Here is a 23988-nt window from a genome sequence, read left to right on the forward strand (position 1 = left end):
CTCATCCTATGGCCCGCACGGCCATGTAGGCGCCCAGCAGCCCCAGCCCGATCAGGAAGCAGCGCCTGAACACCGGCACCGGCAGCCGTTGGCGCAGCCAGGTGCCCAGCACCATCCCCACGATCGCCGGCACCAGCATCAGCGCCGAGCCGCCGAGCACCGCCAGCGGGTAGCCGCCGTTGCCCGCGAGCCCGATCGCCAGCACCACGGTCGAGGTGGTGAACGAGATGCCCATCGCCTGGATCAGCGCATCGCGCTGGAAGCCCAGCGCCTGCAGGTAGGGCACGGCCGGCACCACGAACACCCCGGTCACGGCCGTCACCAGCCCGGTCGCGATGCCGACCAGCGGCCCGAGCCAGCGCTCGTGCGCGGGCGCCACCTTCAGTTGCCGCCCGGTCAGCCCCCACAGCGCATAGGCCACCAGCGCCACGCCGAGCGCCACCGAGGCCCAGGCACCGGCCGGCACGCCCAGCCACCAGGCGCCGCCCAGCGTGCCCGCCACGATGCCGGCCTGCATGCCGCCGATGCGCCGCAGCACCGGCAGGAAGCTCGCGCGCGGCCCGGTCTGCCAGACGTTGGTGACCAGCGAGGGCACGATCAGCAGCGCCGCCGCCTGCACCGGCCGCATCCACAGCGCGAGCAGGCCCATCGACACCGTGGGCAGCCCGAGGCCGATCACGCCCTTGATCACGCCGGCCAGCAGGAAGACCGCCGCGGCGGCGAAGCCGTGCCCCGCGAGGCCGGCCAGTTCGTTCGAGAAGGAGGAAGACGTCATCGGCGCGCAGTCTGCCGACCGCGGCACCGGCCGGGAATCCGGCATTCGCGCAGCGAGCCTCAGGCACAGACTGAGGCCGGCGTGCTACCTTGCGGGCTCACCATGCGATTCGATCTCACCGACCTGCGGCTCTTCCTCCACGTCGTCGAGGCCGGCAGCCTGACCGCCGGCGCGCAGCGCTCGCACATGACGCTGGCCTCGGCCAGCCAGCGCGTGCGCGGCATGGAGGACGCGCTCGGCACCCCGCTGCTCACGCGCCATGCCCAGGGCGTGCGCCCCACCGAGGCCGGCCGCACCCTGCTGCACCATGCGCGCGTGGTGTTGCAGCAGATGGAGCGGCTGCGGGGCGAGCTCGGCGAATACGGCCAGGGCCTCAAGGGCCATGTGCGCTTCCTCTGCGGCACCTCGGCGCTGACCGAGCACCTGCCCGAGGTGCTGGCGCGCTTCCTGGCGCAGCATCCGCGGGTGTCGATCGACCTCGAGGAACGGCCCAGCCCCGACACCGTGGAGGCGCTGCGCGCCGGCCTGTGCGACATCGGCATCGTCTCCGACGCCATCGACACCGAGGGCCTCGAATGCCATCCGTTCCGGCGCGACGACCTGGTGCTGGTGATGCCGCGCGGCCATGCGCTGGCCGGGCGCCGGCGCGTGAAGCTGGCCGAGGTGGTCGACAGCGAGTTCGTCGGCCTGCCCGCCGACAGCGCGCTGCAGCAGCTCGTGACCATGCATGCGCGCGCGCTCGGGCGCCACCTGTCCTACCGGGTGCGGGTGCGCAACTTCGAGGCCGTGTGCCGCATGGTCGAGCAGGGCATCGGCGTGGGCATCCTGCCGCAGACCGCGGCCGCGCGCTGCGCGCGTTCGATGAAGATCGCGCGCGCCTCGCTGGCCGATGCCTGGGCCGAGCGCACGCTGATGGCCTGCGTGCGCAATTCGCAGGAGCTGCCGCTGAACGCGCGGCGCATGCTCGCCTACCTGCTGGAGCCAGTGGAGAAGCCTTAAGCCCCGCGCGTGACCGGCCGCCCCTGCGCCGCGCGCGCCGCCACGAAGGCCTCGAAAGCCTCGGCGCTGGTCTTGCGCGGGCGGTAGCCGAAGCGCTCCTTCAGCGCGGTGTTCGAGAGCACCGGCCGGTAGCGCAGGAAATCGAGCTGCTCGGGCCCGTAGCGGCTCACGCCGAGCGCCGAGCCCACCGCCAGCGCCGTCTTCAGCACGCCCGCGGGAAAGTCGATGGTGCGCTTGCCCAGGCGCGCCGCGATCTCGTGGATCGGCAGCGCGCCATCGCCCGCGAGGTTGTAGCAGCCGGCCGGCGCGCCGCCTTCGAGCGCATGGGCGATGGCGCCGGTCACGTCCTCGTCCCAGACGAAGACGAAGGGACTCGCGCTGCCGCGGATCGCGATCAGCCGCCGCTTCTCGAACAGCGCCGTGATCTGGTTGTCGACGCGCTCGCCGAGGATGGTGCCGATGCGCAGCACCGTCTGCGCCAGCGAGGGATGGCGCGCGCGCCAGTCGGCCAGCAGTTCCTCGACCTGGCGCTTGTGGTCGGCATAGGCGAACACCGCGTTGCCGCGCAGCGGCTGGTGCTCGTCGATCCAGGCCGGGTTGTCGGCGTGGTAGCCGTAGGCCGCGCCGCTCGACGACACCACGATGTGCGCGACCCGGTACATGGTGCAGGCCTTGAGCACGTTGCGCGTGCCGCCCACGTCGACCGAATGCTCGAAGTCGCGGTTCGAGTCCCTGCCCGGCGTGACGATCGAGGCCAGGTGCACCACGGTGTCGATGGCATGGTCGGCGAAGGCCTTGCCGATGCCGGCTTCGCGCACGTCCTGCGCCAGGTAGGCCACGCCCGGCAGCCGGCGCGCGGGCGGCACCTCGCGCACGTCGAGCGCCACCAGGCCCTCGAGCTGCCCATGGCCGAGCCGCGGCGCGAGCGCGGCCAGCACGCCGCGGCCCAGGAAGCCGTCGGCCCCGGTCACCAGCACGCGGCGCGCGGCGGCGGTCATGGCACGGCGGGCCGGCGGCCCCACCAGCTCGCGAGCGCGAGGCCCGCGATGATGTCCCAGAAGCCCCAGACCCCGGCCACCACCGCCATGCCGCCGAGCCCGCCGAAGAAGCTGAAGATCAGCACCAGCCCGAGCCCCGCGTTGCGGATGCCGACCTCGATCGCCACCGCGCGCCGGTCGTAGTCGGCCAGCCCCGACAGCCGCGCGCAGAGGTAGCCGGTGCCGAAGGCCAGCGCGTCGTGCAGCACCACGGCCAGCAGCACCAGCCCCACGTAGTCGAGGAAGTAGCGCCAGTTGCCCGCGATCGCGCCGACGATGAAGGCGATCAGCGCGAGGAAGCTCAGGATCCGCGCCGGCTTCTTGATGCGCGCCGTGAGCCCCGGCAGCCGGTGCGCGCAGGCCACGCCGAGCACGAAGGGAATGCCGATGATCATCACGATGTGGCCCAGCATGTCGAGCGGATCGAGCGCGATGGTCTGGAGCAGCGGCGCGGCGGTCGGATGCAGCCCGCCCCAGAAGGCGAAGTTCAGCGGCATCAGCACGATCGACAGCGCGTTCGAGATCGCGGTCATCGACACCGACAGCGCCACGTTGCCGCCCGCGCGGTGCGTGAGGATCTGCGAGATGTTGCCCGGCGGGCAGCAGGCCACCAGGATCATGCCGAGCGCGATGCTCGGGGCCGGCTTCAGGACCAGCGTGAGCGCGAAGGTCACGGCCGGCAGCACGACGAACTGCGCGCCGATGCCCACCGCCATCGCGCCGGGCATGCGCGCCACGCGCTTGAAGTCCTCGATGCGCGTATCGAGCGCGATGCCGAACATGAGGAAGCCCAGCACCACGTTGAGCAGCACCAGCGAGGCCGGATTGAAGTGCAGGCGGATCTCGTCGACGGGCAGCATGGGCGCGTGTCCTTTTCTTCGTCAGCTCAACCCGGATCGGCCAGCGCCGCCGAGGCGGCGCGCACCGCGGCGCGGTAGGTGTCCTTGTGCACGTAGTAGGCCATGCGCTCGAGCTGCAGGTACTTGTAGCCGCCCGACAGGTCGGGCGGCGGCCCCTTGGCGGCCGCGCGCAGCGCCGCGGCCTTGGGCGAGCCCGCCGCCTGCGCGCGCAGGTAGCGCGCCACCAGCTCGGCCTGCTCGTAGCGTCCCTGCCAGCCGATGCCGCTGGCCTCGATCATGCCGAGCACCGCGAGGTTCTCGAAGCGCGGCGAGAAGATGTTGAGGTGCAGCCGCGGCGCCATGCCCTGCCAGTCGAGCAGCGCGCGGTCGATGAACGGATAGTGCAGCGCATAGCCGGTGGCGGTGAGGATCAGGTCGTAGTCGTGCGTGCCGCCGTCCTTGAAGTACACGGTGTGGCCGGCCAGCCGCTCGACGTCGGCGCGCACCGCGATGTCGCCATGGCCGATGTGGTGCAGGATCAGCGAATTGACGATCGGATGCGACTCGTACATGCGGTAGTCGGGCTTCGGAAAGCCGAAGCGCGTGGGGTCGCCGGTGAACCACTGCAGCACCATGGCGTCCAGCCGCTGCTTGAGCCATGGCGGCAGCGGCTTGCTGCCGCCGAGCGTGTCGGCCGGCTTGCCGAACACGTACTTGGGCACGAAGTAGTAGCCGCGCCGCACCGAGATGTCCACGCACTTCGCGTAGTGCACCGCGTCGACCGCGATGTCGCAGCCCGAGTTGCCCGCGCCCACGATCAGCACCCGCTTGCCCTTGAAGATCTCGGCATGCTTGTAGTCGCTGGTGTGCAGCAGCTCGCCCTCGAAGTGGCCGTCGAAGCGCGGATGCTTGGGCTCCGACAGCGTGCCGTTGGCGATCACCACGCCCTTGAATTCGAAGGTCTCCACGCCCTCCTCGCCATCGCCGTCGGCCGGGCCCACGCTGACCTGCCAGGTGGTGTCGGGCGCGTCCGAGGTCGGCTCCACGCGCAGCACGCGCGTGCCGAAGCGGTAGTGCTCGCGCAGCCCGAAACGCGTGGCGAAGTCGCTGAAGTAGCGGCGCAGCTCGCGGTGGCTCGGGTAGTCGGCCACCGTGTCGGGCATCGGGAATTCGCTGAACTCGGTGGTCCTCTTGCTCGAGATCAGGTGCGCCGAGTGGTAGACCGTGGAGCGCGGGTTCGCGATGTCCCACAGCCCGCCCACGTCGCTGTGCGCCTCGAAGCCCTGGAAGGGAATGCCGTGCTTCTGCAGGTTGCGGGCACCGGCGAGGCCCGAGGGGCCGGCGCCGATCAGCGCGATCTGTTCGTGGGTGGGCACTGTCACTGTCACGTTGGCGGCGAGCCTTCCTTCGGCGAGGGCGGTGATGAAAAGGGGGGCAGCCCGGGGATCGGCGTGGCGCCGGCCTCGCCCGCGCGCGGCTTGCGCGGCTGGCCGCGCAAGAGCCGGTCGTGCAGCGCCTCGGGCAGGCAAGCCAGCGCCTTCGAGAGCCAGCCGATGCGCCGCGGCAGCACGATGCGCTCGCGGCCCGCGGCCACCGCCGCGAGCGTGCGGCGCGCGGCCTCCTCGGGCTCGAGCAGCCCCGGCATCGCGAAGCGGTTGCCGGCGGTCAGCGCGGTGCGGATGTAGCCCGGGCTCACCGTGTGCACCCCGACGCCGCTGCCGCGCAGCTCCGCGCGCAGGCTCTCGAGGTAGCGGATCAGCCCGGCCTTGCTCGCGCAGTAGGCGCCGTTGCCCGGCATGCCGCGCCAGCCCGCGATGCTGGCCATGCCGACCAGCGCGCCGCGCGCCTCGCCGCGCATCGCGGCCACGAAGGGCTGGAAGGTGGTCGCGGCGCCCAGCAGGTTGATCTCGAGCATGCGGCGCAGCACCGCGAGGTCCTCGGCCTGCGCGGTGTCGAAGCCGCCGGCCACGCCCGCGTTGGCGATCACCAGGTCGGGCGTGCCGGCCCGGGCCATCCAGTCGGCGGCCATGGCCTGCATCGCCACCGTGTCGGCCACGTCGGGCGTGTAGACCGCGCAGCGCCCGGGCGCCAGCGCCTCGAGCGCACGCAGGCGTTCGCGGTCGAGCCCCACCAGCGCCACCTGCGTGCCGTCGGCGATCAGCCCGCGCGCCAAGGCCTGGCCCAGGCCGCCACAGGCGCCCGTCAGCACGGCATTGCGAAAGCGAGGGGGCATCGGGGAAGCGCGGCTCGAAAAAAGATGCGCCCCAATGTAGCGGCGCGTTTTGCCGCGCCGCCCCGGCGTTTTCCCTTGCACGCCGGGCCGCGGGCCCGGCGCCGCTCAAGCCTCGGCGGGAAACTCGATCTGGATCTTCACGTCCGTCGCCCGCCCCGCCGCGGCCTCCTCGAAGGCGCGGATGCCGTCCTCGAACGCGAAGGTGCGCGAGATGAAGGGCTTGACGTCGACCTGGCCCGAGGCGATCAACGCGAGCGCGCGCGGGAAGATGTTGGCGTAGCGGAACACCGACTCGATGCGCAGCTCCTTGGCCTGGATCGCGACGATGTCGAAGGCCACCGGCGCCGGTGGAATCCCGACCAGCACCACGCAGCCGCCGGGGCAGGCGAGCTCGAAGATGCCCTCGAAGGCGCGCACGCTGCCGCTGGCCTCGAACACCGCGTTGGCGCCCCAGCCGTCGGTCAGCTCGCGCACCGCGTCGGCCAGCTTGCGCTCGCGGATGTTCACCGTGCTCACGGCCGGGTTGTCGGCGAACAGCGCGAGCTTCTCGGGCACCAGGTCGGCCAGGATCACGCGCGCCGCGCCGCCCGCGAGCGCGGCCAGCACGGTCATCGCGCCGATGGTGCCGGCGCCCACCACCACCGCCACGTCGCCGGGCTTGAGCGCGGCCTTCTTCGCGGCCTGCAGGCCGATCGCCAGCGGCTCGACGATCGCGCCCTCGGCGAAGCTCACGTTGTCGGGCAGGCGGAAGGTGAAGGCCGCCGGATGCACCACGTAGGGCGTGAGGCAGCCGTGGATCGGCGGCGTGGCCCAGAAGCGCACGGCCGGGTCGAGGTTGTAGATGCCCTCGCGCACGGCACGCGAGTCGAGCTGCGGAATGCCGGGCTCCATGCAGACCCGGTCGCCGGGCCGCAGGTGCGTGACCTCGCAGCCGACCTCGGCCACCGTGCCCGAGGCCTCGTGGCCGAGGATCATCGGCGCGTCGACCACGTAGGGCCCGATGCCGCCGTGCTGGTAATAGTGGACGTCGCTGCCGCAGACGCCGACCGTGTGCATGCGGATCTTCACGTCGCGCGGACCGAAGGGCTGCGGCGGCAGCTCGATCTCTCGCAGCGCGAGTTCGTGGGCTTTCTCGAGGACAAGGGCTTTCATGGAGGACGGGTGTTTCTGAGAGGAAGTCGATGAAGGGGTTCAGTGCAGCGGCGCCACCGCGTCGCGCCGCAGCGAGGCGCCGGTCTGCGCGTCGAACAGGTGGAGCTGGGCCGCGTCGATGCCGAAGCGCACGCGCTCGCCGAGCCGCGGCGCGCGCGCCGAATGCACCAGCGCGGCGATCTCGCTGCCGGGGGCGTCGCCGATGCTCACGAGCACCTCGTTGCCGAGGTACTCCACCAGCTGCACCTCGCCCACGAAGGCGCCCGCGTCGTCGGGCAGCGCCAGCAGGTGGGCCGGCCGGATGCCGAGCGTGACGCGCTCGCGCCCCTCGAGCGCGAAGCGGCGCGCATCCACGCGCACCGTGCCGCCGTGCCCGCGCAGCACAGCACCGCCGTCGCCGTGCGCCACCGTCATCTCGAGCAGGTTCATCGGCGGCGTGCCGATGAAGCCGGCCACGAAGGCCGAGCGCGGGTTCTCGTAGATCTCGCGTGGCGAGCCCACCTGCTCGATGCGGCCGTCGCGCAGCAGCACGATGCGGTCGGCCAGGGTCATGGCCTCGTGCTGGTCGTGCGTGACGTAGACCGTGGTGGTGCGCAGCGTCTGGTGCAGCCGCGCGATCTCCACGCGCATGTGGTTGCGCAGCTTGGCGTCGAGGTTCGACAGCGGCTCGTCGAACAGGAACACCCTGGGCGTCTTGATCATGGCGCGCGCGATCGCCACGCGCTGCTGCTGGCCGCCCGAGAGCTCGGTCGGCCGGCGCTCGAGGTAGCGCTCCAGGCCCAGCGTGTCCGACACCTCCTTCACGCGGCGCGCGATCTCGCTCTTCGGCACCTTGAGGCGCTTGAGCCCGAAGGCGATGTTGTCGCGCACGCTCATGTGCGGATAGAGCGCGTAGTTCTGGAACACCATCGCGATGCCGCGCTCCTGCGGCGGCAGGTCGTTGACGCGCGTGCCGCCGATCAGCAGTTCGCCGCCGCTGATGTCCTCCAGGCCCGCGAGCATGCGCAGGATGGTCGACTTGCCGCAGCCCGAGGGGCCGAGGAAGACGACGAACTCGTTGTCGCAGACGTCGAGGTCGAACTGGTGCACCACTTGCGTGTCGCCGTAGCGCTTGATGATCTTGTGACAGCTGATTGCGGACATGTTGTTGCTTCTCTCGGAAAGGGGGCGCGCGGTCTTCATGCGGCGTCGCGCTTGCGCTTGAAGGCCGCGTTGAGGAAGCCGCTGAGCACGCCGATCATCAGCAGCGGCGGCAGCGACAGCAGGATCACGGACGCATTCAGGATGCCCCAGGGCACGTCGCGCCCGAGCTGGCTCAGCTCCGAGGCCACGATGGGCAGCGTCTTGGCGTCCGAGGTGGTCAGCATCAGCGCGATCAGGAACTCGTTCCACACCAGCACGAAGCCGAAGGCGATGGCGCCGACCAGCGAGCGCGCGGCGATCGGCAGCGCCACCTTGAAGAAGATGGCGTAAGGGCCGTAGCCGTCGACGCGGCCGGCCTCCTCCACCTCCCGGGGCACCGCCTTGAAGGCCGGGATCGCGAGCCAGATCACGGTCGACAGCGTGAGCAGCGTGTAGGTCACGATCAGCGCGATGCGCGTGTCGTAGAGCTCGAGCTGCAGCCAGATCACCATCAGCGGGATCGCCACCGCCACCGGCGGCAGGAAACGCATCGACAGCACGAAGAACTGGATGTCGTCGGCGCGCCGCACCGGGTAGCGCGCCAGCGCATAGGCCGCGGGCAGGCCCAGCAGCGCGCCGATGAGCACCGCCGAGCCCACCACCACGAGCGAGTTGACGAGCCCCTGCGCGACCGCCTCGCGGCCCAGCACGTAGGCGTAGTTCTCGAGCGTGGGCGTGAAGAGGAACTTCGGCGTCGCCGAGACGATGTCGACCCGGTTCTTGAACGAGTTGAGGAAGGTCCAGAGCACCGGCACCAGCGCCGAGAGCGCCGCGGCGGCGAGCACCAGCCGCGCCACCAGGGTGCCGAGGCCCGGGCGCCGGCGCGCGGCCGGACGGATGGCGGGCGCATCGCCGGCGCGCAGCACGGGCGCGGCGGAAGTCGTGGCGGGGGTCATGCGGGCCGGGTCCATTTCCAGAGGTAGGTGAAGGCCACGGTCGAGGCCACCATCATCAGCACGGCCATGCTCGAGGCGTAGGAGATGCGGCCCGACTCGATGAAGCCCTGCGAGAAGGCGTACATGTCGAGGGTCTCGGTCGAGATGCCGGGGCCGCCGCGCGTCATCACGTAGATCAGGTCGAAGGCGCGCAGCGACTCGATCATCTTCACGAAGCTCAGGCTGATCAGCGGCGCGCGCAGCATCGGCAGCGCGACGAAGGCGTAGACCTCCCAGGGCTTCGCATGGTCCATGCGCGCCGCCTCGAAGGGCTGCGGCGGCAGGGTCTCGAGCAGCTTGAGCACGATCACCGCGAAGAACAGGCCCCACTGCCAGACATCGACGAAGGCCACCGTGAGCAGCGCCGTGAGCGGCTGCGCGAGCAGGTCCAGCGGCTCGCCGGTGATCGCCTTGTAGGGCCAGGTCAGCAGGCCGAACAGCGGATGGAAGGCGAACTTCCAGACGAAGGCGGCCGACACGCGCGGCAGCAGCACCGGCACGATGAACAGCATGCACAGCAGGTTGCGCCAACGCGGCGTGGCGCTCTGGAACAGCAGCACGCCGAGCAGCACCGCGAGCCCCATGGTGGCGCTCACGGTCAGCAGCTCCCAGGTCAGCGAGACGCCGACCGAGTTGAGGAAGCGCCGGTCCGAGAACAGCTGCAGGTAGTTGGAGAACCACACCCAGCCGATGTCGGACTGGCCGAGCTCGCGGTCCTGCAGCGACACGGCGATGGCGAACACGGTGGGCACCAGCGCCAGCACCGCGAGCACGAGCAGGCCGGGGCCGATGAAGACGAGCGGCAGTCGGGTCTTGTGAAGGGTCATCGCGGGACTCGCAAGGAACGCGGGGCCGGGCGGCTCACTTGCGGCGCCGCGCGATCAGCTGCTTCGCATAGCCGTCGAGTTCGTCGAGGCCGGCCTGGATGTCGGTGCGCGAGCCGGTGATCAGCTCCTCGAGGATGATCCCCCAGCGGTCGCCGAGGTCGGGCCAGGCCGGGTCCTGCCAGAAGTTGACCGCGGTGAGCTTGCCGGTGTCGGCCAGCGCCTTGCCGAGGTCGGCGCCATAGCGCTTGGAGAACTCGGGACTGCCCAGCACGCTGGTGCGGTTCAGTTCGCCGAACTGGCCCTCGGCGAGACGGCGCTGCTCGTTCTTCTTCGAGGTGGCCCAGGCGACGAAGAGGCCGGCGCACTTCTTCGCCTCCTCGCTCTTGTTGGCCTTGGCGCCGATCGCCAGGCCGTGGCCGTAGCCGCCGCCGGTCAGCGGCGCGGGCGGCGTGGCATAGGCGATCTTGCCGATCACGGTCGACATCTTGGGATCGAGCGCGTTGCCCGCGAGTGGGGTCGACTCGACCAGCATCGCGACCTTGCCCGCGAGGAAGGCGCCGGTGGCCTCGTCCCAGCCGCCGGTCTTGGTGCCGGGCGCCGAGTACTTGAAGAGCTCGAGGTAGGTCTGCGTGGCCTTGAGCGCGGCGGGCGAGTCGAACACCGGCTTGTCGCCGTCGAACCACTGGCCGCCATAGCCGCGGAAGTAGGGCATCCAGCGCCACACGTTGGCGCCCGAGCCGCGCTGGCCGCGCAGCGCCACGCCGTAGACGCCGTTGGCCGGGTCGTTGAGCTTCTTCGCGGCGGCCACGAATTCCTCGAGCGTGGCCGGCGGCTTGATGCCGGCCTTCTCGAGCAGGTCCTTGCGGTAGACCATCAGGTCGCCGCCGCCGGTCAGCGGCGCGAACCAGGCCTCGCCCGCGTAGGTGGCGACCTTCTGGCGGCCGGGATCGAAGTCGGCGTAGTCGTAGTCGGCCGGGTAGTACTTCGCGAGCGGCACGATCCACTTCGACTGCGCGAACAGCGGCACGTTGGCCTCGTCGACGTAGTAGACGTGGTACTTGCCCACGGTCGAGGCATCGGCGCGCGTCTTGGTGCGGCGGTCGTTCTCGTTGAGGTTGTCGATGCTGAACGAGGCGCCGGCCAGGGTCTTGAACTCGTCCTTGTACTTTTCGAGCAGGGTCAGGCCGTCACGCGGCTGCGCCAGCACCCGCACGTCCTCCTTGCACGACGCGGCCTGCGCGAGCGCTCCACCGGCGGCACCGGCCGCCAGCAGCGCCACGAGCAGCGTGCGGACCCGGACGCGCCTCCCTGCGGATTCTTTGAACATCGCTTGTCTCCGTTGAACTTGTTGCGGATCGCCGGCCGAAGCCGGGGAACAAGCCCGCCGTGCCGGGCGCCCTTTTCGGGGGGCGGCGCGACAGCGACGGGACGGAGTGAAGCGTATGCAGCGGCTCAGCGGTGCCGCGTACCCCCCAACCGGGGTACTGGTACTTTCATGACCAGGCCGACTGGGGTTTTACCGGGGTCGTGGGCGGATAGTGGACGGTGCGCAGCCCGAAGCGCTCCTGTGCCTGCTGGCGGTAGGCGCTGGGCGTCATGCCCTTGTGCTGCAGGAAGCGGCGGTTGAAGTTGGCGATGTTGAAGAAGCCGACCTCGTAGCAGATGTCGCTGACCAGGCGGTCCGAAGTCTGCAGCATCTGGCAGGCCTTGGCGATGCGCAGCCGGGTCACGAACTCGGTGAAGGTGCTGCCCATCTGGCGGTGGAAGTAGCGCGAGAAGCTGCTCTCGGCCATGTTCGCGATGGCGCTGACCGAGGCCAGCGAGATCTCCTCGGCCAGGTGCTCGTCGAGGTGGTCGAGCACGCGGCGCATGCGCGTGCTGGTGGCCGGATCGCCGTCGGAGGGCTCGTCCTCGCTCGAGATCAGGCGCCAGTCCTCCCAGCGCGCGAGCTCGTGCAGCAGGCCGATGAACTCCGCCAGCCGCGCCATGCCCTCGTGCGCCTGCACGCGCTGGAAGCGCTCGCGCGCCAGTTCGCCGATGCCGAAGAACTCGATGCCGCGGCGCGCGCGGTCGAGCATCGGCAGCACCGCGTCGATCTCGGGGAACAGCGCCGAGCCCTTGCGCAGCGGCTCCTCGCGGAAGTGGATCACCATGCTGCGGTCGGCGATGCCGTCGGCCGGCACGTCGTCGGAGATCCAGGTGTGCGGCAGCCGCGCCCCCACCAGCGCCACGTAGCCGGGCTCGAAGCGGCCGATGTGGTTGCCCACGAAGGCCTGGCCGGTGGTGCGGTTGATGATCTGCAGCTCGTACTCGTCGTGGTAGTGCCAGCAGTCGAAGGGCCAGGGCACGCCGTGCTGCAGGCAGCGCACGGTGCCGCCGCCCGCGGGCTCGAAGCCCAGGCGCGGGTCGCGCAGCAGTTCGTGTTCGAGTTCGGGTTTGCGGGCGGCGCGCTGTGTTCTGGTCATTGTTGTCTCCCCGGGGATCGGCAAGGCTCGAACCCCGGTGCCGCCGCCGCGGCGCCTGTGCGGCGTGGGCTCAGGCGCCAGCGACCTTCATGCGGTTGACCAGCAGCGAGCCCGTCGTCTTGGCGCCGAAAGTGTAAGCATCGGCCCCGATGGCTTCAATCCCCATCAGCATGTCCTTGAGGTTGCCGGCGATGGTGATCTCCTCCACCGGGAACGCGATGCGGCCCTTCTCGACCCAGAAGCCGCTGGCGCCGCGCGAGTAGTCGCCGGTCACGTAGTTCACGCCCTGCCCCATCAGCTCGATGACGAACAGGCCGGTGCCCAGCTTCTGCAGCATGGCGTCGAGGTCGTCGCCGGCCTGCGTGAGGCGCGAGCTCAGCACCAGGTTGTGCGAGCCGCCGGCGTTGCCGGTGGTCTTCATGCCGAGCTTGCGCGCCGAGTAGGTCGAGAGGAAGTAGCCCTCGAGCCGGCCCGCGTCGACCACCTTGCGCGCCCGCGTGACCACGCCCTCGTCGTCGAAGGGCGAGCTGCCCTTGCCGCGCAGCACGTGCGGGTCTTCGCTGACGTCGACGTGCGAAGGCAGCACCGGCTTGCCGAGCGAGTCGAGCAGGAAGGTGCTCTTGCGGTAGAGCGCGCCGCCGCTGGTGGCCTGCACCAGCCCGCCGAGCAGGCCCGCGGCCAGCGGCGACTCGAACAGCACCGGGCATTCCACCGTCTTGATCTTGCGCGACTTCAGGCGGCTCAGCGCGCGCTCGGCGGCATAGCGGCCCACGGCCTGCGGGCTCGCGAGCTCGTCGGCCGAGCGCATCGAGCTGTACCAGGCGTCGCGCTGCATGTTGTCGCCCTTGCCGGCGATCGGCGCCACCGAGATCGAGTGGCGCGAACTCGCGTAGCCGCCGCGGAAACCGTGGGTGTGGGCGCTGAAGAAGTGGCTCTGCTGGGCCGAGACGCCCGCGCCTTCGCTGTTGGTGATGCGCTTGTCGGTCGACAGCGCGGCCGCCTCGCACTCGAGCGCCAGCTTGGCGGCCTGCTCGCTCGTGACCTCCCAGGGGTGGAACAGGTCGAGGTCGGGATGCTCCTTGGCGATGTCGGCCTCGTCGGGCAGGCCGCTGACCGGGTCCTCGGCCGTGAAGCGCGCGATGTCGTAGGCCGCCTGCACGGTCTGCGCGATGGCCGCCTCGGAGAAGTCGGAGGTGCTGGCATTGCCGCGCCGGTGGCCGACGTAGACGGTGACGCCCAGCGACTTGTCGCGGTTGCGCTCGACGTTCTCGAGTTCGCCCTTGCGCACCGAGACGCTGAGGCCGCAGCCCTCGGAAGCTTCGGCCCCCGCGTTGGTGGCCCCCAGCTTCTTGGCATGCGCCAGGGCCGAATCGACCAGGTTTTCGAAGAAGGAGCGGCTGTAGGCGAAGCCGGAGTCGGCGCGCGAGGAAGAGGTCGTCATGTGGGTGGCTATGATACTTGCGCCCCCCGTTTCCCGTTTGGCACCGTTTTCCCCTCGGTCCCGCCGCGTTGCACCGCCGCGCGGCGCGGCACAGAATCCATCCCCATGTCCCGCAAACCCAAAAAAGGCTACTTCGTCCGCGGCCAGTTCGTCGCCGAAGGCAGCGAACTCGACCTGGAGCTCAAGCGCGAGCTCAAGGGCACCGACGACGCCAGCCGCACCGACCTCAAGCGCGAGAGCGCCGAACTGCAGAAGCTCGGCGAAGAGCTCATGACCCTGCGCGCCGCGCTGTTCGACGCGCTGCCGCTCGGCGAGAAGCTGGTCGAGGCGATCCACGAGGCCAGGCGCATCACCAATTTCGAGGGCAAGCGCCGCCAGATGCAGTTCATCGGCAAGCTGATGCGCAAGCTCGACGAGCCCACCATCGAGGCGATCCGCGCCGCGCTGGCCGAGCAGTCCAGCGGCCCGGCCGCCGAGACCGCGCTGCTGCACGAGGCCGAACGCTGGCGCGACCGCCTGATCGCCGACGACGATGCGCTCGGCGGCTGGATCGAGACCCACCCGGCCACCGATGCCCAGCAGCTGCGCGCCCTCGTGCGCCAGGCGCGCAAGGACATCAAGGCCGGCCCGGCCGGCGAGGCGCCGCGCCAGGGCAAGGCCTACCGCGAGGTGTTCCAGCTCGTGCGCGAGCAGCTCGCGGTGCATGGCGGCGACGACCATGCGGCGGCCGCGGCGGAACAGGGTCGGGAGGAGGATGCATGAGCGGTTTCGATCCGGTACGCATCGGCATCGTCTCGATCAGCGACCGCGCCTCGAGCGGCGCCTATGAAGACAAGGGCCTGCCCGCGCTGCAGGACTGGCTGCGCCGCGCGCTCAGGAATCCGATCACCTTCGAGCCCCGGCTCATCCCCGACGAAGCACCCGGCATCAGCGCCGCGCTGATCGAGCTGGTCGACGCCGGCTGCTCGCTGGTGCTGACCACCGGCGGCACCGGCCCCGCGCTGCGTGACGTGACGCCCGAGGCCACGCTGGCCGTGGCCCACAAGGAGATGCCGGGCTTCGGCGAGCAGATGCGCCAGATCAGCCTGCGCTTCGTGCCGACCGCGATCCTCTCGCGCCAGGTCGCGGTGATCCGCGACAAGAGCCTGATCATCAACCTGCCGGGCCAGCCCAAGTCGATCGCGGAAACGCTCGAAGGCCTGAAGGACGCCGAGGGCACGCAGCTCGTGCCCGGCATCTTCGCGGCCGTGCCCTACTGCATCGACCTGATCGGCGGGCCCTACCTCGAGACCGACGATTCGGTCTGCAAGGCCTTCCGGCCGAAATCGGCGATCCGGCCGGCGCGCTAGGGCTGGACCGCCACACCCCTGGCCTCGACCTCCTTGAGGCAGGCCTGCACCGCGGCATTCGAAACCTGCTCGTAGCAGCGCGAGGCGGCCGCACGCAGCTGCTTCTGCTGCTCGCGGCGCTGCTGCGCGTTGTCGATCTGCCAGGTCATGAGCCATTGCATGGCCAGCGCCAGCACGATGCCGAAGCCGATGGCGGCGCCGACCACCGTCGAGCGCCAGGTCCTCGTGGGGGGCGCGGAGGTCGCGGGCGCCGATGCCGCGTCGAAGGCCATCGGCGCATGCGAGGGTGCGTCGCCCTTGCGGCGCCGCGGCTCGCGGGCGGCGGCGGCCTCGATGGCGGGCGAATAAGACTGGCGGTGGCTGCGGCTCATCGGTCCTGTGTGCTGTGATTCGCGGCGGATTGTGCGCCATCCGCGAGTCACGAACCGCTCAGGCGCCGAAGCCGTGCGTCTCCCCCGCCTGCTCGCAAGGCACGCGCTCGGCCTGCACGGTCGAATGGTGGATGTCGAAGCGCTCGGCCAGCAGCGCGCGCAGCCGCTGCACCAGCGGCGCGAGGTCATCGACCCCGGACGCGCTCACCACGTGCACGCTGAGGCTCACCTTGCCGCTGGACAGCGCCCACACGTGCAGGTCGTGCAGGCTGGCCACGCCCTCGCTCGCGAGCAGCGCGCGCTCGACCTCGGGCAGGTCGACCTCGTCGGGCACGCCCTCGAGCAGCACGTTGAGGCTCTCGCGCAGCAGGCGCCAGGTGCGCGGCAGCACCCACAGGCCGATGGCCACCGCGATCAGCGAATCGACCCAGGCCCAGCCGGTGTAGCGGATCACCAGGGCGCCGACGATCACGCCCACCGAGCCCAGCATGTCGGCCCAGACCTCGAGGTAGGCGCCCTTGACGTTGAGGCTCTTGTCCTTGCCGCCGGCCAGCAGGCGCATGCCGATCAGGTTGACGACCAGCCCGCCCGCGGCCACCAGCAGCATCATGGTCGACTGGATCTCGGCCGGCGCCGCGATGCGCCGCCAGGCCTCGTAGAGCACGTAGATCGCCACCAGGAACAGCAGCACCGCGTTGAGCACCGCCGCGAGGATCTCGAAGCGGTGGTAGCCGAAGGTGCGGCGCCGGTCGGCCGGCCGCTGGCCGATGCGGATGGCGGCCAGCGAGATCGCCAGCGCCACCGTGTCGGTGAACATGTGGGCGGCATCGGACAGCAGCGCGAGGCTGCCCGAGACCAGCCCGCCGACCACCTCCGCCACGAGGTAGGCCGAGGTCAGCAGCAGCGCCCAGCGCAGTGCCTTCTCGTTCGCGCCGGCGCCGTGCGAATGCTCATGGGCCATGGGATGCGGCTCGCGGTTCGGGGTCGATCGGCGCGCCCTGCTGCCGTTCGCGGGCTTCCTCCTCGGTCTCTTCCTCGTCGCGCCGGTGCGCGATGCGGTAGAGCAGCGGAAGCACCAGCAGCGTGAGCGCGGTCGAGGACAGGATACCGCCGATCACCACCGTGGCCAACGGCCGCTGCACCTCGGCGCCGGTGCCGGTGGCGATGGCCATCGGCACGAAGCCCAGCGAGGCCACCAGCGCCGTCATCAGCACCGGCCGCAGCCGGGTCAGCGCGCCCTCGCGGATCGCGGCATCGAGCGGCAGGCCGCCCTCGCGCAGGTTGCGGATGAACGACAGCATCACCAGCCCGTTGAGCACCGCCACGCCCGACAGCGCGATGAAGCCCACCGCGGCCGAGATCGACAACGGGATGTCGCGCAGCCACAACGCCACGATGCCGCCGGTGAGCGCGAACGGGATGCCGGTGAAGACCAGCAGGCCGTCCTTGAGGTTGCCGAACATAGCGAACAGCAGCACGAACACCAGCAGCAGCGACACCGGCACCACGATCTGCAGCCGCTGGGTGGCCGACTCGAGGTTCTCGTACTGGCCGCCCCAGTCGGTCCAATAGCCCACGGGAATGCGCACCGACTGCATCGCCTGCTCGGCCTCGGCCACGAAGGAGCCGAGGTCGCGCCCGCGCACGTTGGCGCTGACCACGATGCGGCGCTTGCCGTCCTCGCGACTGATCTGGTTGGGACCGGGCGCGACCGACAGCGTGGCGACCTCGCCGAGCGGAATGAAGCTCAGGCGCTGGCCCTCGGGCGCGGCGCCGGTGGCGCCCTGCACCGTGCTGCCGGCGATGCCCGCGGGCGCCGCCGTGCCGCGCGGCAGCGCGATCGGCAGCCGCTGGATCGCCTCCAGGTCGGTGCGCAGGTTCTCGGGCAGGCGCACCACGATGCCGAAGCGCCGGTCGCCGTCGAACAGGATGCCCGCTTCGCGGCCGCCGACCGCGGTCGAGACCGCGTCCTGCACGTCGCCCACGTTGAGGCCGTAGCGCGCGGTCTTGCCGCGATCGATCTCCACCGTGAGCATCGGCAGGCCCGTGGTCTGCTCGACCTTGACCTCGGCCGCGCCGCCGATGCCGTTGAGCACGCCGGCCACCTGCGCGGCGGTCTTCTCGAGCACCGCCATGTCGTCGCCGAAGATCTTCACCGCCACGTCGCTGCGCACGCCCGAGATCAGCTCGTTGAAGCGCAGCTGGATCGGCTGCGAGAACTCGTAGTTGTTGCCCGGCAGCTTCTCGACCTCCTCCTGCACCGCCACCAGCAGCTCGGCGCGGCTGCGCCGCGGCGTGGGCCATTCGCTCTCGGGCTTGAGCATGATGTAGCCGTCGGAGATGTTCGGCGGCATCGGGTCGGAAGCGATCTCGGCCGTGCCGGTGCGCGCGAACACGCGCTCGATCTCGGGGAATTTCGCCTTCAGCGTGCGCTCGAGCTGCTGCTGCATCTCGACCGACTGCGTGAGGCTGGTGCCCGGGATGCGCAGCGCCTGAATCGCGAAGTCGCCCTCGCTGAGACTGGGCACGAACTCGGTGCCCAGGCGCGTGGCCAGCAGGCCCGAGAGCACCACCGCCACCGAGGCCAGCGTGATCACCAGCGGCTTGGCGTTCATCACGCGTGCCAGCAGCGGCGCATAGGCGCGGCGCGCCCACGACATCAGCCGGTTCTCCTTCTCGCCGACCTTGCTGCCGATGAACAGCGCCACGGCCGCGGGAATGAAGGTGATCGACAGGATCATCGCGCCCAGCAGCGCGATCACCACCGTGAAGGCCATCGGGTGGAACAGCTTTCCCTCGACGCCGGTGAGCGCGAAGATCGGCAGGTACACGATCATGATGATCAGCTGGCCGAACAGCAGCGGCCGGCGCGCCTCCTGCGAGGCCGCGAAGACCTCGTGGAAGCGCTCGCTGCGCGTGAGCGGCCGGCCCTTGTGGGCCTGCGCATGGGCCAGGCGCCGCACGCAGTTCTCCACGATCACCACCGCGCCGTCGATGATGATGCCGAAGTCGAGCGCGCCCAGGCTCATGAGGTTGGCGCTGATGCGCTGGTTCACCATGCCGGTGAAGGTGAACAGCATCGACAGCGGGATCACCAGCGCGGTGATGATGGCCGCGCGGATGTTGCCGAGGAACAGGAACAGGATCGCGATCACCAGCACCGCGCCCTCGAGCAGGTTCTTCTTCACCGTGGCGATGGCCTTGTCGACCAGCACCGTGCGGTCGTACACCGTCACCGCCTTCACGCCCTCGGGCAGGGTGCGGTTGATCTCCTGCATCTTGCGGTCGACCGCCTGCGAGACGCTGCGGCTGTTCTCGCCGATCAGCATGAACACCGTGCCGAGCACCACCTCGCGGCCGTTGTCGGTGGCCGCGCCCGTGCGCAGCTCCTGGCCGATGCCGACTTGCGCCACGTCGGACACGCGCAGCGGCACGCCCTGCGCGTTGCCGAGGATCACGTTGCCGATGTCCTCGGCCGACTTCACCTGGCCCGGCGCGCGGATCAGGTACTGCTCGCCGCGCTTCTCGATGTAGCCCGCGCCCACGTTGGCGTTGTTGCGCTCGAGCGCGGTCACGATGTCGGTCATCGTGAGGCCGTGCGCGAGCAGCTTGGCGGGATCGGGCGCGATCTGGAACTCCTTGGCATAGCCGCCGATGGAGTTGATCTCGGTCACGCCCGGCACGTTGCGCAGCTGCGGCTTGATGATCCAGTCCTGGATCTCGCGCAGGTCGGTGGAGGTGTAGGGCTGGCCGTCGGGCCGCTTCGCGCCCTCCTCCGTCTCCACGGTCCAGAGGTAGATCTCGCCCAGCCCGGTGGAGATCGGCCCCACCACCGGCGAGATCCCCTCGGGCATCTTCTCGCGCGCCGACTGGATGCGCTCGTTGACGAGCTGGCGCGCGAAGTAGATGTCGGTGCCGTCCTTGAAGATCACCGTCACCTGCGACAGGCCGTAGCGCGACAGCGAACGCGTCTGCTGCAGGCCCGGCAGGCCGGCCATCACGGTCTCGATCGGGTAGGTCACGCGCTGCTCGGTCTCGAGCGGCGAGTAGCCGGGCGCGGCGGTGTTGATCTGCACCTGCACGTTGGTGATGTCGGGCACCGCGTCGATGGGCAGCTTCTGGTAGCTGAACACGCCGAGCGCGGCCATGCCCAGCACCGCGAGCAGCACCAGCCAGCGCTGCTCGATGGCGAATCGGATCACACGTTCGAACATCGTGCGTCCTCAGTGGGTGTGGGTCGCAGAGGCCTTGCCCTGCTGCGACTTGACGACGAAGCTGCCCGCGGCGGCATAGGCCTGGCCCGGCTTCAGCCCGCCGGTGATCTCGATGCGCTGTCCGTCGCTGCGCCCGGTCTGCACCGCCTGGGGCAGGAAGCCGCCCGGCACGCGCAGGAACACGGTGGGCTTGTCCTCCACGCTCTGCACCGCCTCGGCCGACACCGTGACCGGCGCCTGCAGCTCGGAGGCCACCAGCTCGACATTGACGAACAGCCCCGGGCGCCACACGCGCTGCGGGTTGGTCAGCGTCACGCGCGCGGTCGCGGTGCGCGTCTGCGCGCCGAGCAGCGCGCCCACGTACGAGACCTTGCCCTGCGCCACCTGGTCGAAGGCGGTGGAACGGATGCGGACCGTCTCGCCGGTGCGCACCAGCGGCAGGTGCTGCGCCGGCACGCTGATCTCGGCCCAGACGGTGGACAGGTCGGACACGGTGAAGACGTTGGCGTCCTCCTTGACCGATTCGCCGAGCGAGATGTGCTTCTCGACCACCAGCCCGTCGAAGGGCGCGCGCAGCTCGTAGCGGCCCAGCGAGCCGCCGCCCGAACCCGGCACGGCGCCGAGCGCCAGCAGCTTCTGGTTCGCGTTGGCGACCGCGATCTGCGCCTCCTGCATCAGCTGCTGCGCCTGCAGGTAGTCCTGCTGCGGCGAGATCTTCTCCTCCCACAGCTTCTTCTCGCGCTCGTAGGTGCTGCGCGCCAGCTCGAGCCGGCGCTGCGCCGACTGCAGCTCGCTGCGCTGCTCCGACAGCGCCGGGCTCGAGATCACCGCCAGCACCTGGCCGCGCTTGACCTCCTGCCCGAGGTTCGCGGGCACGCTGTCGACCACGCCCGGCACGCGCGGCACCACGTGCGCCGTGCGGTCCTCGTTGAAGCGGATCTCGCCCGGCAGCTGCAGCGCGGTGCGGATGTTCGCGGGGCCGGTGGTCTCGATCGCCACGCCGGCGGCCTTGATCTGGGCCTCGGTGAAGGCGATCCTGCGGTCCTCTCCCTCGTGCCCGCCGGCGGCGGCCTTGGGCTCGGCCTTGGCGTCGCCCTTCGCTTCGCCCTTTGCCTGCTCCTTGGCCCCGTGCCCGTGGCCGTCGTCGCCGGCCTCGGCCTTCTTCTCGCCCTTGCCCTCCTCCTCGTGGTGCTCGCCATCGGCATGGCCCTTCGCCTCCTCGTGGTCATGGCCATGGCCGGCGGCCTCCTTGCCGCTCTCGTGGTGCTCCTCGTCGGCATGCGCGGCCGACTCGGCGTGGCCGCCGGCGGGCTTCGACGGTCCTCCGGTGCGCAGGATCAGCGCGCCGACGGCCAGCCCGACGGCCAGCACGATGGCGATCGCGATCCATTGCTTGCGGCCCACGGCGGGCGCGGCATTCTTGCGTTCTTGTTCGATGCTCATGGGAAACCTCAGCGGGTGACAGCGGAATGGGGGGTGGCGGCGGGAATGGCGACCATGGGGGCCGGGGTGGCGAGGTCGTCGGACAGGCCCTCGGTGCCGAGCAGCCGGTCGAGTTCTCCCGCGGCGCGGTGCGCCTCGGCCAGCGCCAGCAGGTACTGCGCGCGCACCTGGAACAGCGTGCGCTGCGCATCGAGCGCCTCGAGGAAGCTGAACTTGCCGAGCTCGAAGCCCTTGGTGGCCGCGCGCCAGGCCTCGGCCGCGCCGGGCAGCGCGTCGCGCTGCAGGGTCTCGGCGGTGGCACGCGCCGAGCGCAGCCGTTCGCTCGCCTGCGCCAGGTCGGCGCCCAGCTGCAGTTCGGCCGCGGCGAGCTCGTCGCGCGCCTTCTCCTCGCGGCTCAGGGCCTCGGCGAGGTTGCCGCGGTTGGTATCGAAGATCGGCAGCGGCACCGACAGCCCCAGCACCACCTGGTCACGGCGCGAACTGCCGGCACCGCCCTCACCCTCGGAGGCCGGCACGCGCTTGGCGCCCAGCGACACGGTCACGTCGGGAATGCGCTTGGCGCGCTCGAGCTCGGACAGCGCGCGCCGGCGCTCGACCTCGAGCCGCGCCTGGCGCAGCGCCGGTGCCTCGGCACGGCGCAGCGCCACCTCCTGCTCGCCCAGGGGCTGCGGCAGGCTGTCGACCGCGCCGTCGACCTGCGTGAAGCGCGGCACCGGATTGCCCCACAGCGCCGCGAGCTGCTGGCGCGCCGTGCGCAGGGTGCCCTCGGCCTGCATCAGCTCGACGCGGATGCCGGCTTCGGCCACGCGCGAGCGGGTTTCCTCGAGCGGCGAGACCTTGCCGGCCGCCACGCGGTTGGCCGCGGCGCGCGTGGCCGCCTGCGCGAGGCCGACCGAGTCCTGCGCCAGCCGCAGCCGCTCCTGCGCCGAGAGCACCTCGAAGAACAGCGTGATCGCGGTGGCGCGCAGCTCGGCGCGCTTGGCCGCGAGCGCGGATTCGGCCTGGTCGCGTGCGCGCTCGGCCGCGCTCACGCGTGCCGCGCGCTTGCCGCCGAGCTCGATCGGCTGGCTCAGCTGGACCGTGGTGGTGCGGTTGTCGCGCCGCGTGTCCTCGAGCGTCACGTCGAGCGTCGGATTGGGCCAGGCGCCGGCCTGCACCAGCGCGCCATCGGTGGCCTCGCGCTCGCGCCGGGCCGCGAACAGGCCCGGGTTGGCCTGGAACGCCAGCGCGAGCGCGCTGCGCAGGGTCAAGGGGCCCGCGGGCTCGAGGCTGGCGGAGGCCTGCGATGAGGCAGCAGAAGTGGAAGTGCCGGTCGCGGCCTGCTGCGTGGGCAGCGAAGGCTGGGCGAAGACCGGGGGTACCGCCAAGGCCAACACGGCCAGCGGCACGAAGAGCGTGCGCATCGGATTCTCCTGAGTTGCGAAACAACGAACGGGAAAATCCGGCGAGAGCTCAGTGCATGAACGGTGTCAGTGCGAAAAGGGAATGAAGGCGTGCTCTCGCCGGATCAGGCGGCGAGAATCCATGCGGGGCGCACGGGCACTTCGGGGATGTGGGAGTCGAAGGACTCGGCGAGCACGGCGCGCGGGCCCTGCGGAACGAAGGCAATGCCGGGCACCTCGGCGGGCGCCGCCACCGCATGCTGCGCATGACCGAAGTGGCACAGGGCACAGTCGCCGATCGCGGGATTCGGCACGTTGCCGGCGTCCTTCGACGTACCCGCGTCGGCGTGGCTGCGGTCTTCGGCCGCGTTGCCCGGATGCTCGTGGTGGCCCCAGTGCTGTGTCTGCGCGTCCTGCTCGTGCGCGCAATAGGCGGCCGACATCGCCCAGCTGTACTGGAGCGGAAGCAGGAACACCAGGAAGATCAACAGCCAGCGGCGCATGGGAGCGGGAGTATATCGACGGCACCTGCGGCACCGAGGCTTTCAAGACCCCACGGAACGCGGGTGCAGCGCACTGTACGACGCCTCGACACGGCTTTGTCCGTCAAGCGGATTACGAATTTGTAACCCCCTGCGAGGCCCCTGTTTCATTACCATCCGGCGATGCGAATTCTTGTCATCGAGGACGAGCCCAAACTGGGCGACTACCTCAAGAAAGGCCTGGAGGAGAACGGTTACGTCGTCGACATCGCGCGCGACGGCATCGAGGGCCGCTACCTGGCCACCGAGGGCGACTACGGCCTGATCCTGCTCGACGTGATGCTCCCGGGCATCGACGGATTCGCGGTGCTCAAGGCGATACGCCGCACCAAGAACGTCCCGGTGCTGGTGCTGACCGCGCGCGACAAGGTCGAGGACCGCGTCAACGGCCTGCAGCAGGGCGCCGACGATTACCTGGTCAAGCCCTTCTCGTTCTCGGAGCTGCTCGCGCGCATCCAGGCCCTGCTGCGCCGCGGCCAGGCCCAAGACGCCACCGTGTTGCGTCTGGCCGATCTGGAGCTCGACCTCGCGAGCCGCAAGTGCCAGCGCGCGCGCAAGCGCGTCGACCTGACCTCGAAAGAATTCATGCTGCTGACGGTGCTGCTGCGCCGGCGCGGCCAGATCCTCTCGCGCACCACGCTGGCCGAGCAGGTGTGGGACATGAACTTCGACAGCGACACCAACGTGGTCGAGGTGGCGATCCGCCGGCTGCGCGGCAAGATCGACGATCCCTTCGAGGTGAAGCTGCTGCACACGGTGCGCGGCATGGGCTACGTGCTCGAAGACCGCTCCTGGGCCTGAG

General features: G+C 70.6%; 22 protein-coding genes. 4 read left to right on the plus strand and 18 right to left on the minus strand.

Going from position 1 to position 23988, the window contains the following annotated elements; genetic code table 11:
* Position 1: 1 nt before the first annotated feature.
* The gene (locus tag BM109_RS00280; RefSeq protein WP_218159340.1) at positions 2-775 is read right to left on the minus strand and encodes a sulfite exporter TauE/SafE family protein; all 774 of its coding nucleotides are present in this window, start codon (positions 773-775) and stop codon (positions 2-4) included.
* 102 nt (positions 776-877) lie between these two features.
* On the opposite strand from BM109_RS00280, the gene BM109_RS00285 reads away from it, so the two are divergent.
* The gene (locus BM109_RS00285) at positions 878-1774 is read left to right on the plus strand and encodes a LysR family transcriptional regulator (RefSeq protein ID WP_093339439.1); all 897 of its coding nucleotides are present in this window, start codon (positions 878-880) and stop codon (positions 1772-1774) included.
* Here the strand turns inward: BM109_RS00285 and BM109_RS00290 are convergent.
* The 11 genes from BM109_RS00290 to pmbA form a co-directional block, all read right to left on the minus strand.
* Positions 1771-2772, minus strand: coding sequence for an NAD-dependent epimerase/dehydratase family protein (locus BM109_RS00290; RefSeq protein WP_093341168.1), 1002 nt, complete (start codon positions 2770-2772; stop codon positions 1771-1773). The genes BM109_RS00285 and BM109_RS00290 overlap by 4 nt on opposite strands.
* Positions 2769-3671 (minus strand): bile acid:sodium symporter family protein, encoded by a 903-nt coding sequence (locus BM109_RS00295; RefSeq protein WP_093339441.1) that lies wholly within the window; start codon positions 3669-3671, stop codon positions 2769-2771. Before BM109_RS00295 ends, BM109_RS00290 begins: the two co-directional genes overlap by 4 nt.
* A 26-nt stretch (positions 3672-3697) precedes the next feature.
* Positions 3698-5038, minus strand: a complete 1341-nt coding sequence (locus tag BM109_RS00300) for a flavin-containing monooxygenase (RefSeq protein ID WP_218159341.1) — start codon at positions 5036-5038, stop codon at positions 3698-3700.
* Positions 5035-5883, minus strand: coding sequence for an SDR family oxidoreductase (locus BM109_RS00305; RefSeq protein ID WP_093339444.1), 849 nt, complete (start codon positions 5881-5883; stop codon positions 5035-5037). The genes BM109_RS00300 and BM109_RS00305 overlap by 4 nt, the downstream gene beginning before the upstream one ends.
* A 105-nt stretch (positions 5884-5988) precedes the next feature.
* A complete protein-coding gene (locus BM109_RS00310) occupies positions 5989-7035 on the minus strand; it encodes an NAD(P)-dependent alcohol dehydrogenase (protein WP_093339447.1) in 1047 nt (348 codons plus the stop codon).
* 39 nt (positions 7036-7074) lie between these two features.
* On the minus strand, positions 7075-8178 hold the full coding sequence (locus BM109_RS00315) for an ABC transporter ATP-binding protein (RefSeq protein WP_093341171.1): 1104 nt from the start codon (positions 8176-8178) through the stop codon (positions 7075-7077).
* A 35-nt stretch (positions 8179-8213) separates the two neighbouring features.
* Positions 8214-9113, minus strand: a complete 900-nt coding sequence (locus tag BM109_RS00320; RefSeq protein WP_256222232.1) for a carbohydrate ABC transporter permease — start codon at positions 9111-9113, stop codon at positions 8214-8216.
* Positions 9110-9979 (minus strand): carbohydrate ABC transporter permease, encoded by an 870-nt coding sequence (locus BM109_RS00325; protein WP_093339449.1) that lies wholly within the window; start codon positions 9977-9979, stop codon positions 9110-9112. The genes BM109_RS00320 and BM109_RS00325 overlap by 4 nt, the downstream gene beginning before the upstream one ends.
* Before the next feature lie 34 nt (positions 9980-10013).
* On the minus strand, positions 10014-11306 hold the full coding sequence (locus BM109_RS00330) for an ABC transporter substrate-binding protein (RefSeq protein ID WP_093339452.1): 1293 nt from the start codon (positions 11304-11306) through the stop codon (positions 10014-10016).
* 166 nt (positions 11307-11472) lie between these two features.
* The gene (locus tag BM109_RS00335) at positions 11473-12444 is read right to left on the minus strand and encodes a helix-turn-helix domain-containing protein (protein ID WP_093339454.1); all 972 of its coding nucleotides are present in this window, start codon (positions 12442-12444) and stop codon (positions 11473-11475) included.
* Between the two features lie 70 nt (positions 12445-12514).
* Entirely contained in the window at positions 12515-13885 is a 1371-nt protein-coding gene (pmbA, locus tag BM109_RS00340; protein ID WP_093339457.1) for a metalloprotease PmbA, read from the minus strand.
* Positions 13886-13990: 105 nt separating this feature from the next.
* On the opposite strand from pmbA, the gene yjgA reads away from it, so the two are divergent.
* Both yjgA and mog read left to right on the plus strand, forming a co-directional pair.
* Positions 13991-14647 carry a ribosome biogenesis factor YjgA gene (gene yjgA, locus BM109_RS00345; protein ID WP_093339460.1) on the plus strand — a complete coding sequence of 219 codons (657 nt, stop codon included), beginning with the start codon at positions 13991-13993 and terminating at the stop codon, positions 14645-14647.
* A complete protein-coding gene (mog, locus tag BM109_RS00350; protein WP_093339462.1) occupies positions 14644-15234 on the plus strand; it encodes a molybdopterin adenylyltransferase in 591 nt (196 codons plus the stop codon). Before yjgA ends, mog begins: the two co-directional genes overlap by 4 nt.
* Here mog and BM109_RS00355 read toward each other — a convergent pair.
* From BM109_RS00355 to czcI, 6 genes are all read right to left on the minus strand, one after another.
* Entirely contained in the window at positions 15231-15605 is a 375-nt protein-coding gene (locus BM109_RS00355) for a hypothetical protein (RefSeq protein ID WP_093339465.1), read from the minus strand. The two genes, mog and BM109_RS00355, sit on opposite strands and share 4 nt — an antisense overlap.
* Positions 15606-15663: 58 nt before the next feature.
* Positions 15664-16566 carry a cation diffusion facilitator family transporter gene (locus BM109_RS00360; protein WP_093339467.1) on the minus strand — a complete coding sequence of 301 codons (903 nt, stop codon included), beginning with the start codon at positions 16564-16566 and terminating at the stop codon, positions 15664-15666.
* Positions 16556-19819, minus strand: coding sequence for a CusA/CzcA family heavy metal efflux RND transporter (locus tag BM109_RS00365; RefSeq protein WP_093339469.1), 3264 nt, complete (start codon positions 19817-19819; stop codon positions 16556-16558). The genes BM109_RS00360 and BM109_RS00365 overlap by 11 nt, the downstream gene beginning before the upstream one ends.
* Before the next feature lie 9 nt (positions 19820-19828).
* Entirely contained in the window at positions 19829-21262 is a 1434-nt protein-coding gene (locus tag BM109_RS00370) for an efflux RND transporter periplasmic adaptor subunit (RefSeq protein ID WP_093339471.1), read from the minus strand.
* A gap of 8 nt (positions 21263-21270) precedes the next feature.
* Positions 21271-22665: a TolC family protein gene (locus BM109_RS00375; RefSeq protein ID WP_093339474.1), complete on the minus strand. Its 1395-nt coding sequence runs from the start codon at positions 22663-22665 to the stop codon at positions 21271-21273.
* A gap of 104 nt (positions 22666-22769) precedes the next feature.
* The gene (czcI, locus tag BM109_RS00380) at positions 22770-23147 is read right to left on the minus strand and encodes a cation efflux protein, CzcI family (protein ID WP_093339475.1); all 378 of its coding nucleotides are present in this window, start codon (positions 23145-23147) and stop codon (positions 22770-22772) included.
* Positions 23148-23309: 162 nt separating this feature from the next.
* Between czcI and BM109_RS00385 the strand changes: the two genes are divergently transcribed.
* Positions 23310-23987 carry a heavy metal response regulator transcription factor gene (locus tag BM109_RS00385; protein ID WP_057594849.1) on the plus strand — a complete coding sequence of 226 codons (678 nt, stop codon included), beginning with the start codon at positions 23310-23312 and terminating at the stop codon, positions 23985-23987.
* The last annotated feature ends 1 nt before the right edge of the window (position 23988 follow it).

The organism is Variovorax sp. PDC80 (assembly GCF_900115375.1).
Taxonomy (GTDB): Bacteria; Pseudomonadota; Gammaproteobacteria; order Burkholderiales; family Burkholderiaceae_C; genus Variovorax.

Excerpts from the sequence above, each read along its gene's own strand:
- BM109_RS00370 (WP_093339471.1), bottom strand. The coding sequence starts at position 21,262 with ATGAGCATCGAACAAGAACGCAAGAATGCCGCGCCCGCCGTGGGCCGC.
- BM109_RS00330 (WP_093339452.1), bottom strand. The coding sequence starts at position 11,306 with ATGTTCAAAGAATCCGCAGGGAGGCGCGTCCGGGTCCGCACGCTGCTC.
- BM109_RS00315 (WP_093341171.1), bottom strand. The coding sequence starts at position 8,178 with ATGTCCGCAATCAGCTGTCACAAGATCATCAAGCGCTACGGCGACACG.
- BM109_RS00375 (WP_093339474.1), bottom strand. The coding sequence starts at position 22,665 with ATGCGCACGCTCTTCGTGCCGCTGGCCGTGTTGGCCTTGGCGGTACCC.
- czcI (WP_093339475.1), bottom strand. The coding sequence starts at position 23,147 with ATGCGCCGCTGGCTGTTGATCTTCCTGGTGTTCCTGCTTCCGCTCCAG.
- BM109_RS00280 (WP_218159340.1), bottom strand. The coding sequence starts at position 775 with ATGACGTCTTCCTCCTTCTCGAACGAACTGGCCGGCCTCGCGGGGCAC.
- BM109_RS00290 (WP_093341168.1), bottom strand. The coding sequence starts at position 2,772 with ATGACCGCCGCCGCGCGCCGCGTGCTGGTGACCGGGGCCGACGGCTTC.
- pmbA (WP_093339457.1), bottom strand. The coding sequence starts at position 13,885 with ATGACGACCTCTTCCTCGCGCGCCGACTCCGGCTTCGCCTACAGCCGC.
- BM109_RS00360 (WP_093339467.1), bottom strand. The coding sequence starts at position 16,566 with ATGGCCCATGAGCATTCGCACGGCGCCGGCGCGAACGAGAAGGCACTG.
- BM109_RS00385 (WP_057594849.1), top strand. The coding sequence starts at position 23,310 with ATGCGAATTCTTGTCATCGAGGACGAGCCCAAACTGGGCGACTACCTC.
- yjgA (WP_093339460.1), top strand. The coding sequence starts at position 13,991 with ATGTCCCGCAAACCCAAAAAAGGCTACTTCGTCCGCGGCCAGTTCGTC.
- BM109_RS00335 (WP_093339454.1), bottom strand. The coding sequence starts at position 12,444 with ATGACCAGAACACAGCGCGCCGCCCGCAAACCCGAACTCGAACACGAA.
- mog (WP_093339462.1), top strand. The coding sequence starts at position 14,644 with ATGAGCGGTTTCGATCCGGTACGCATCGGCATCGTCTCGATCAGCGAC.
- BM109_RS00365 (WP_093339469.1), bottom strand. The coding sequence starts at position 19,819 with ATGTTCGAACGTGTGATCCGATTCGCCATCGAGCAGCGCTGGCTGGTG.
- BM109_RS00310 (WP_093339447.1), bottom strand. The coding sequence starts at position 7,035 with ATGAAAGCCCTTGTCCTCGAGAAAGCCCACGAACTCGCGCTGCGAGAG.
- BM109_RS00305 (WP_093339444.1), bottom strand. The coding sequence starts at position 5,883 with ATGCCCCCTCGCTTTCGCAATGCCGTGCTGACGGGCGCCTGTGGCGGC.
- BM109_RS00325 (WP_093339449.1), bottom strand. The coding sequence starts at position 9,979 with ATGACCCTTCACAAGACCCGACTGCCGCTCGTCTTCATCGGCCCCGGC.
- BM109_RS00320 (WP_256222232.1), bottom strand. The coding sequence starts at position 9,113 with ATGACCCCCGCCACGACTTCCGCCGCGCCCGTGCTGCGCGCCGGCGAT.
- BM109_RS00295 (WP_093339441.1), bottom strand. The coding sequence starts at position 3,671 with ATGCTGCCCGTCGACGAGATCCGCCTGCACTTCAATCCGGCCTCGCTG.
- BM109_RS00285 (WP_093339439.1), top strand. The coding sequence starts at position 878 with ATGCGATTCGATCTCACCGACCTGCGGCTCTTCCTCCACGTCGTCGAG.
- BM109_RS00355 (WP_093339465.1), bottom strand. The coding sequence starts at position 15,605 with ATGAGCCGCAGCCACCGCCAGTCTTATTCGCCCGCCATCGAGGCCGCC.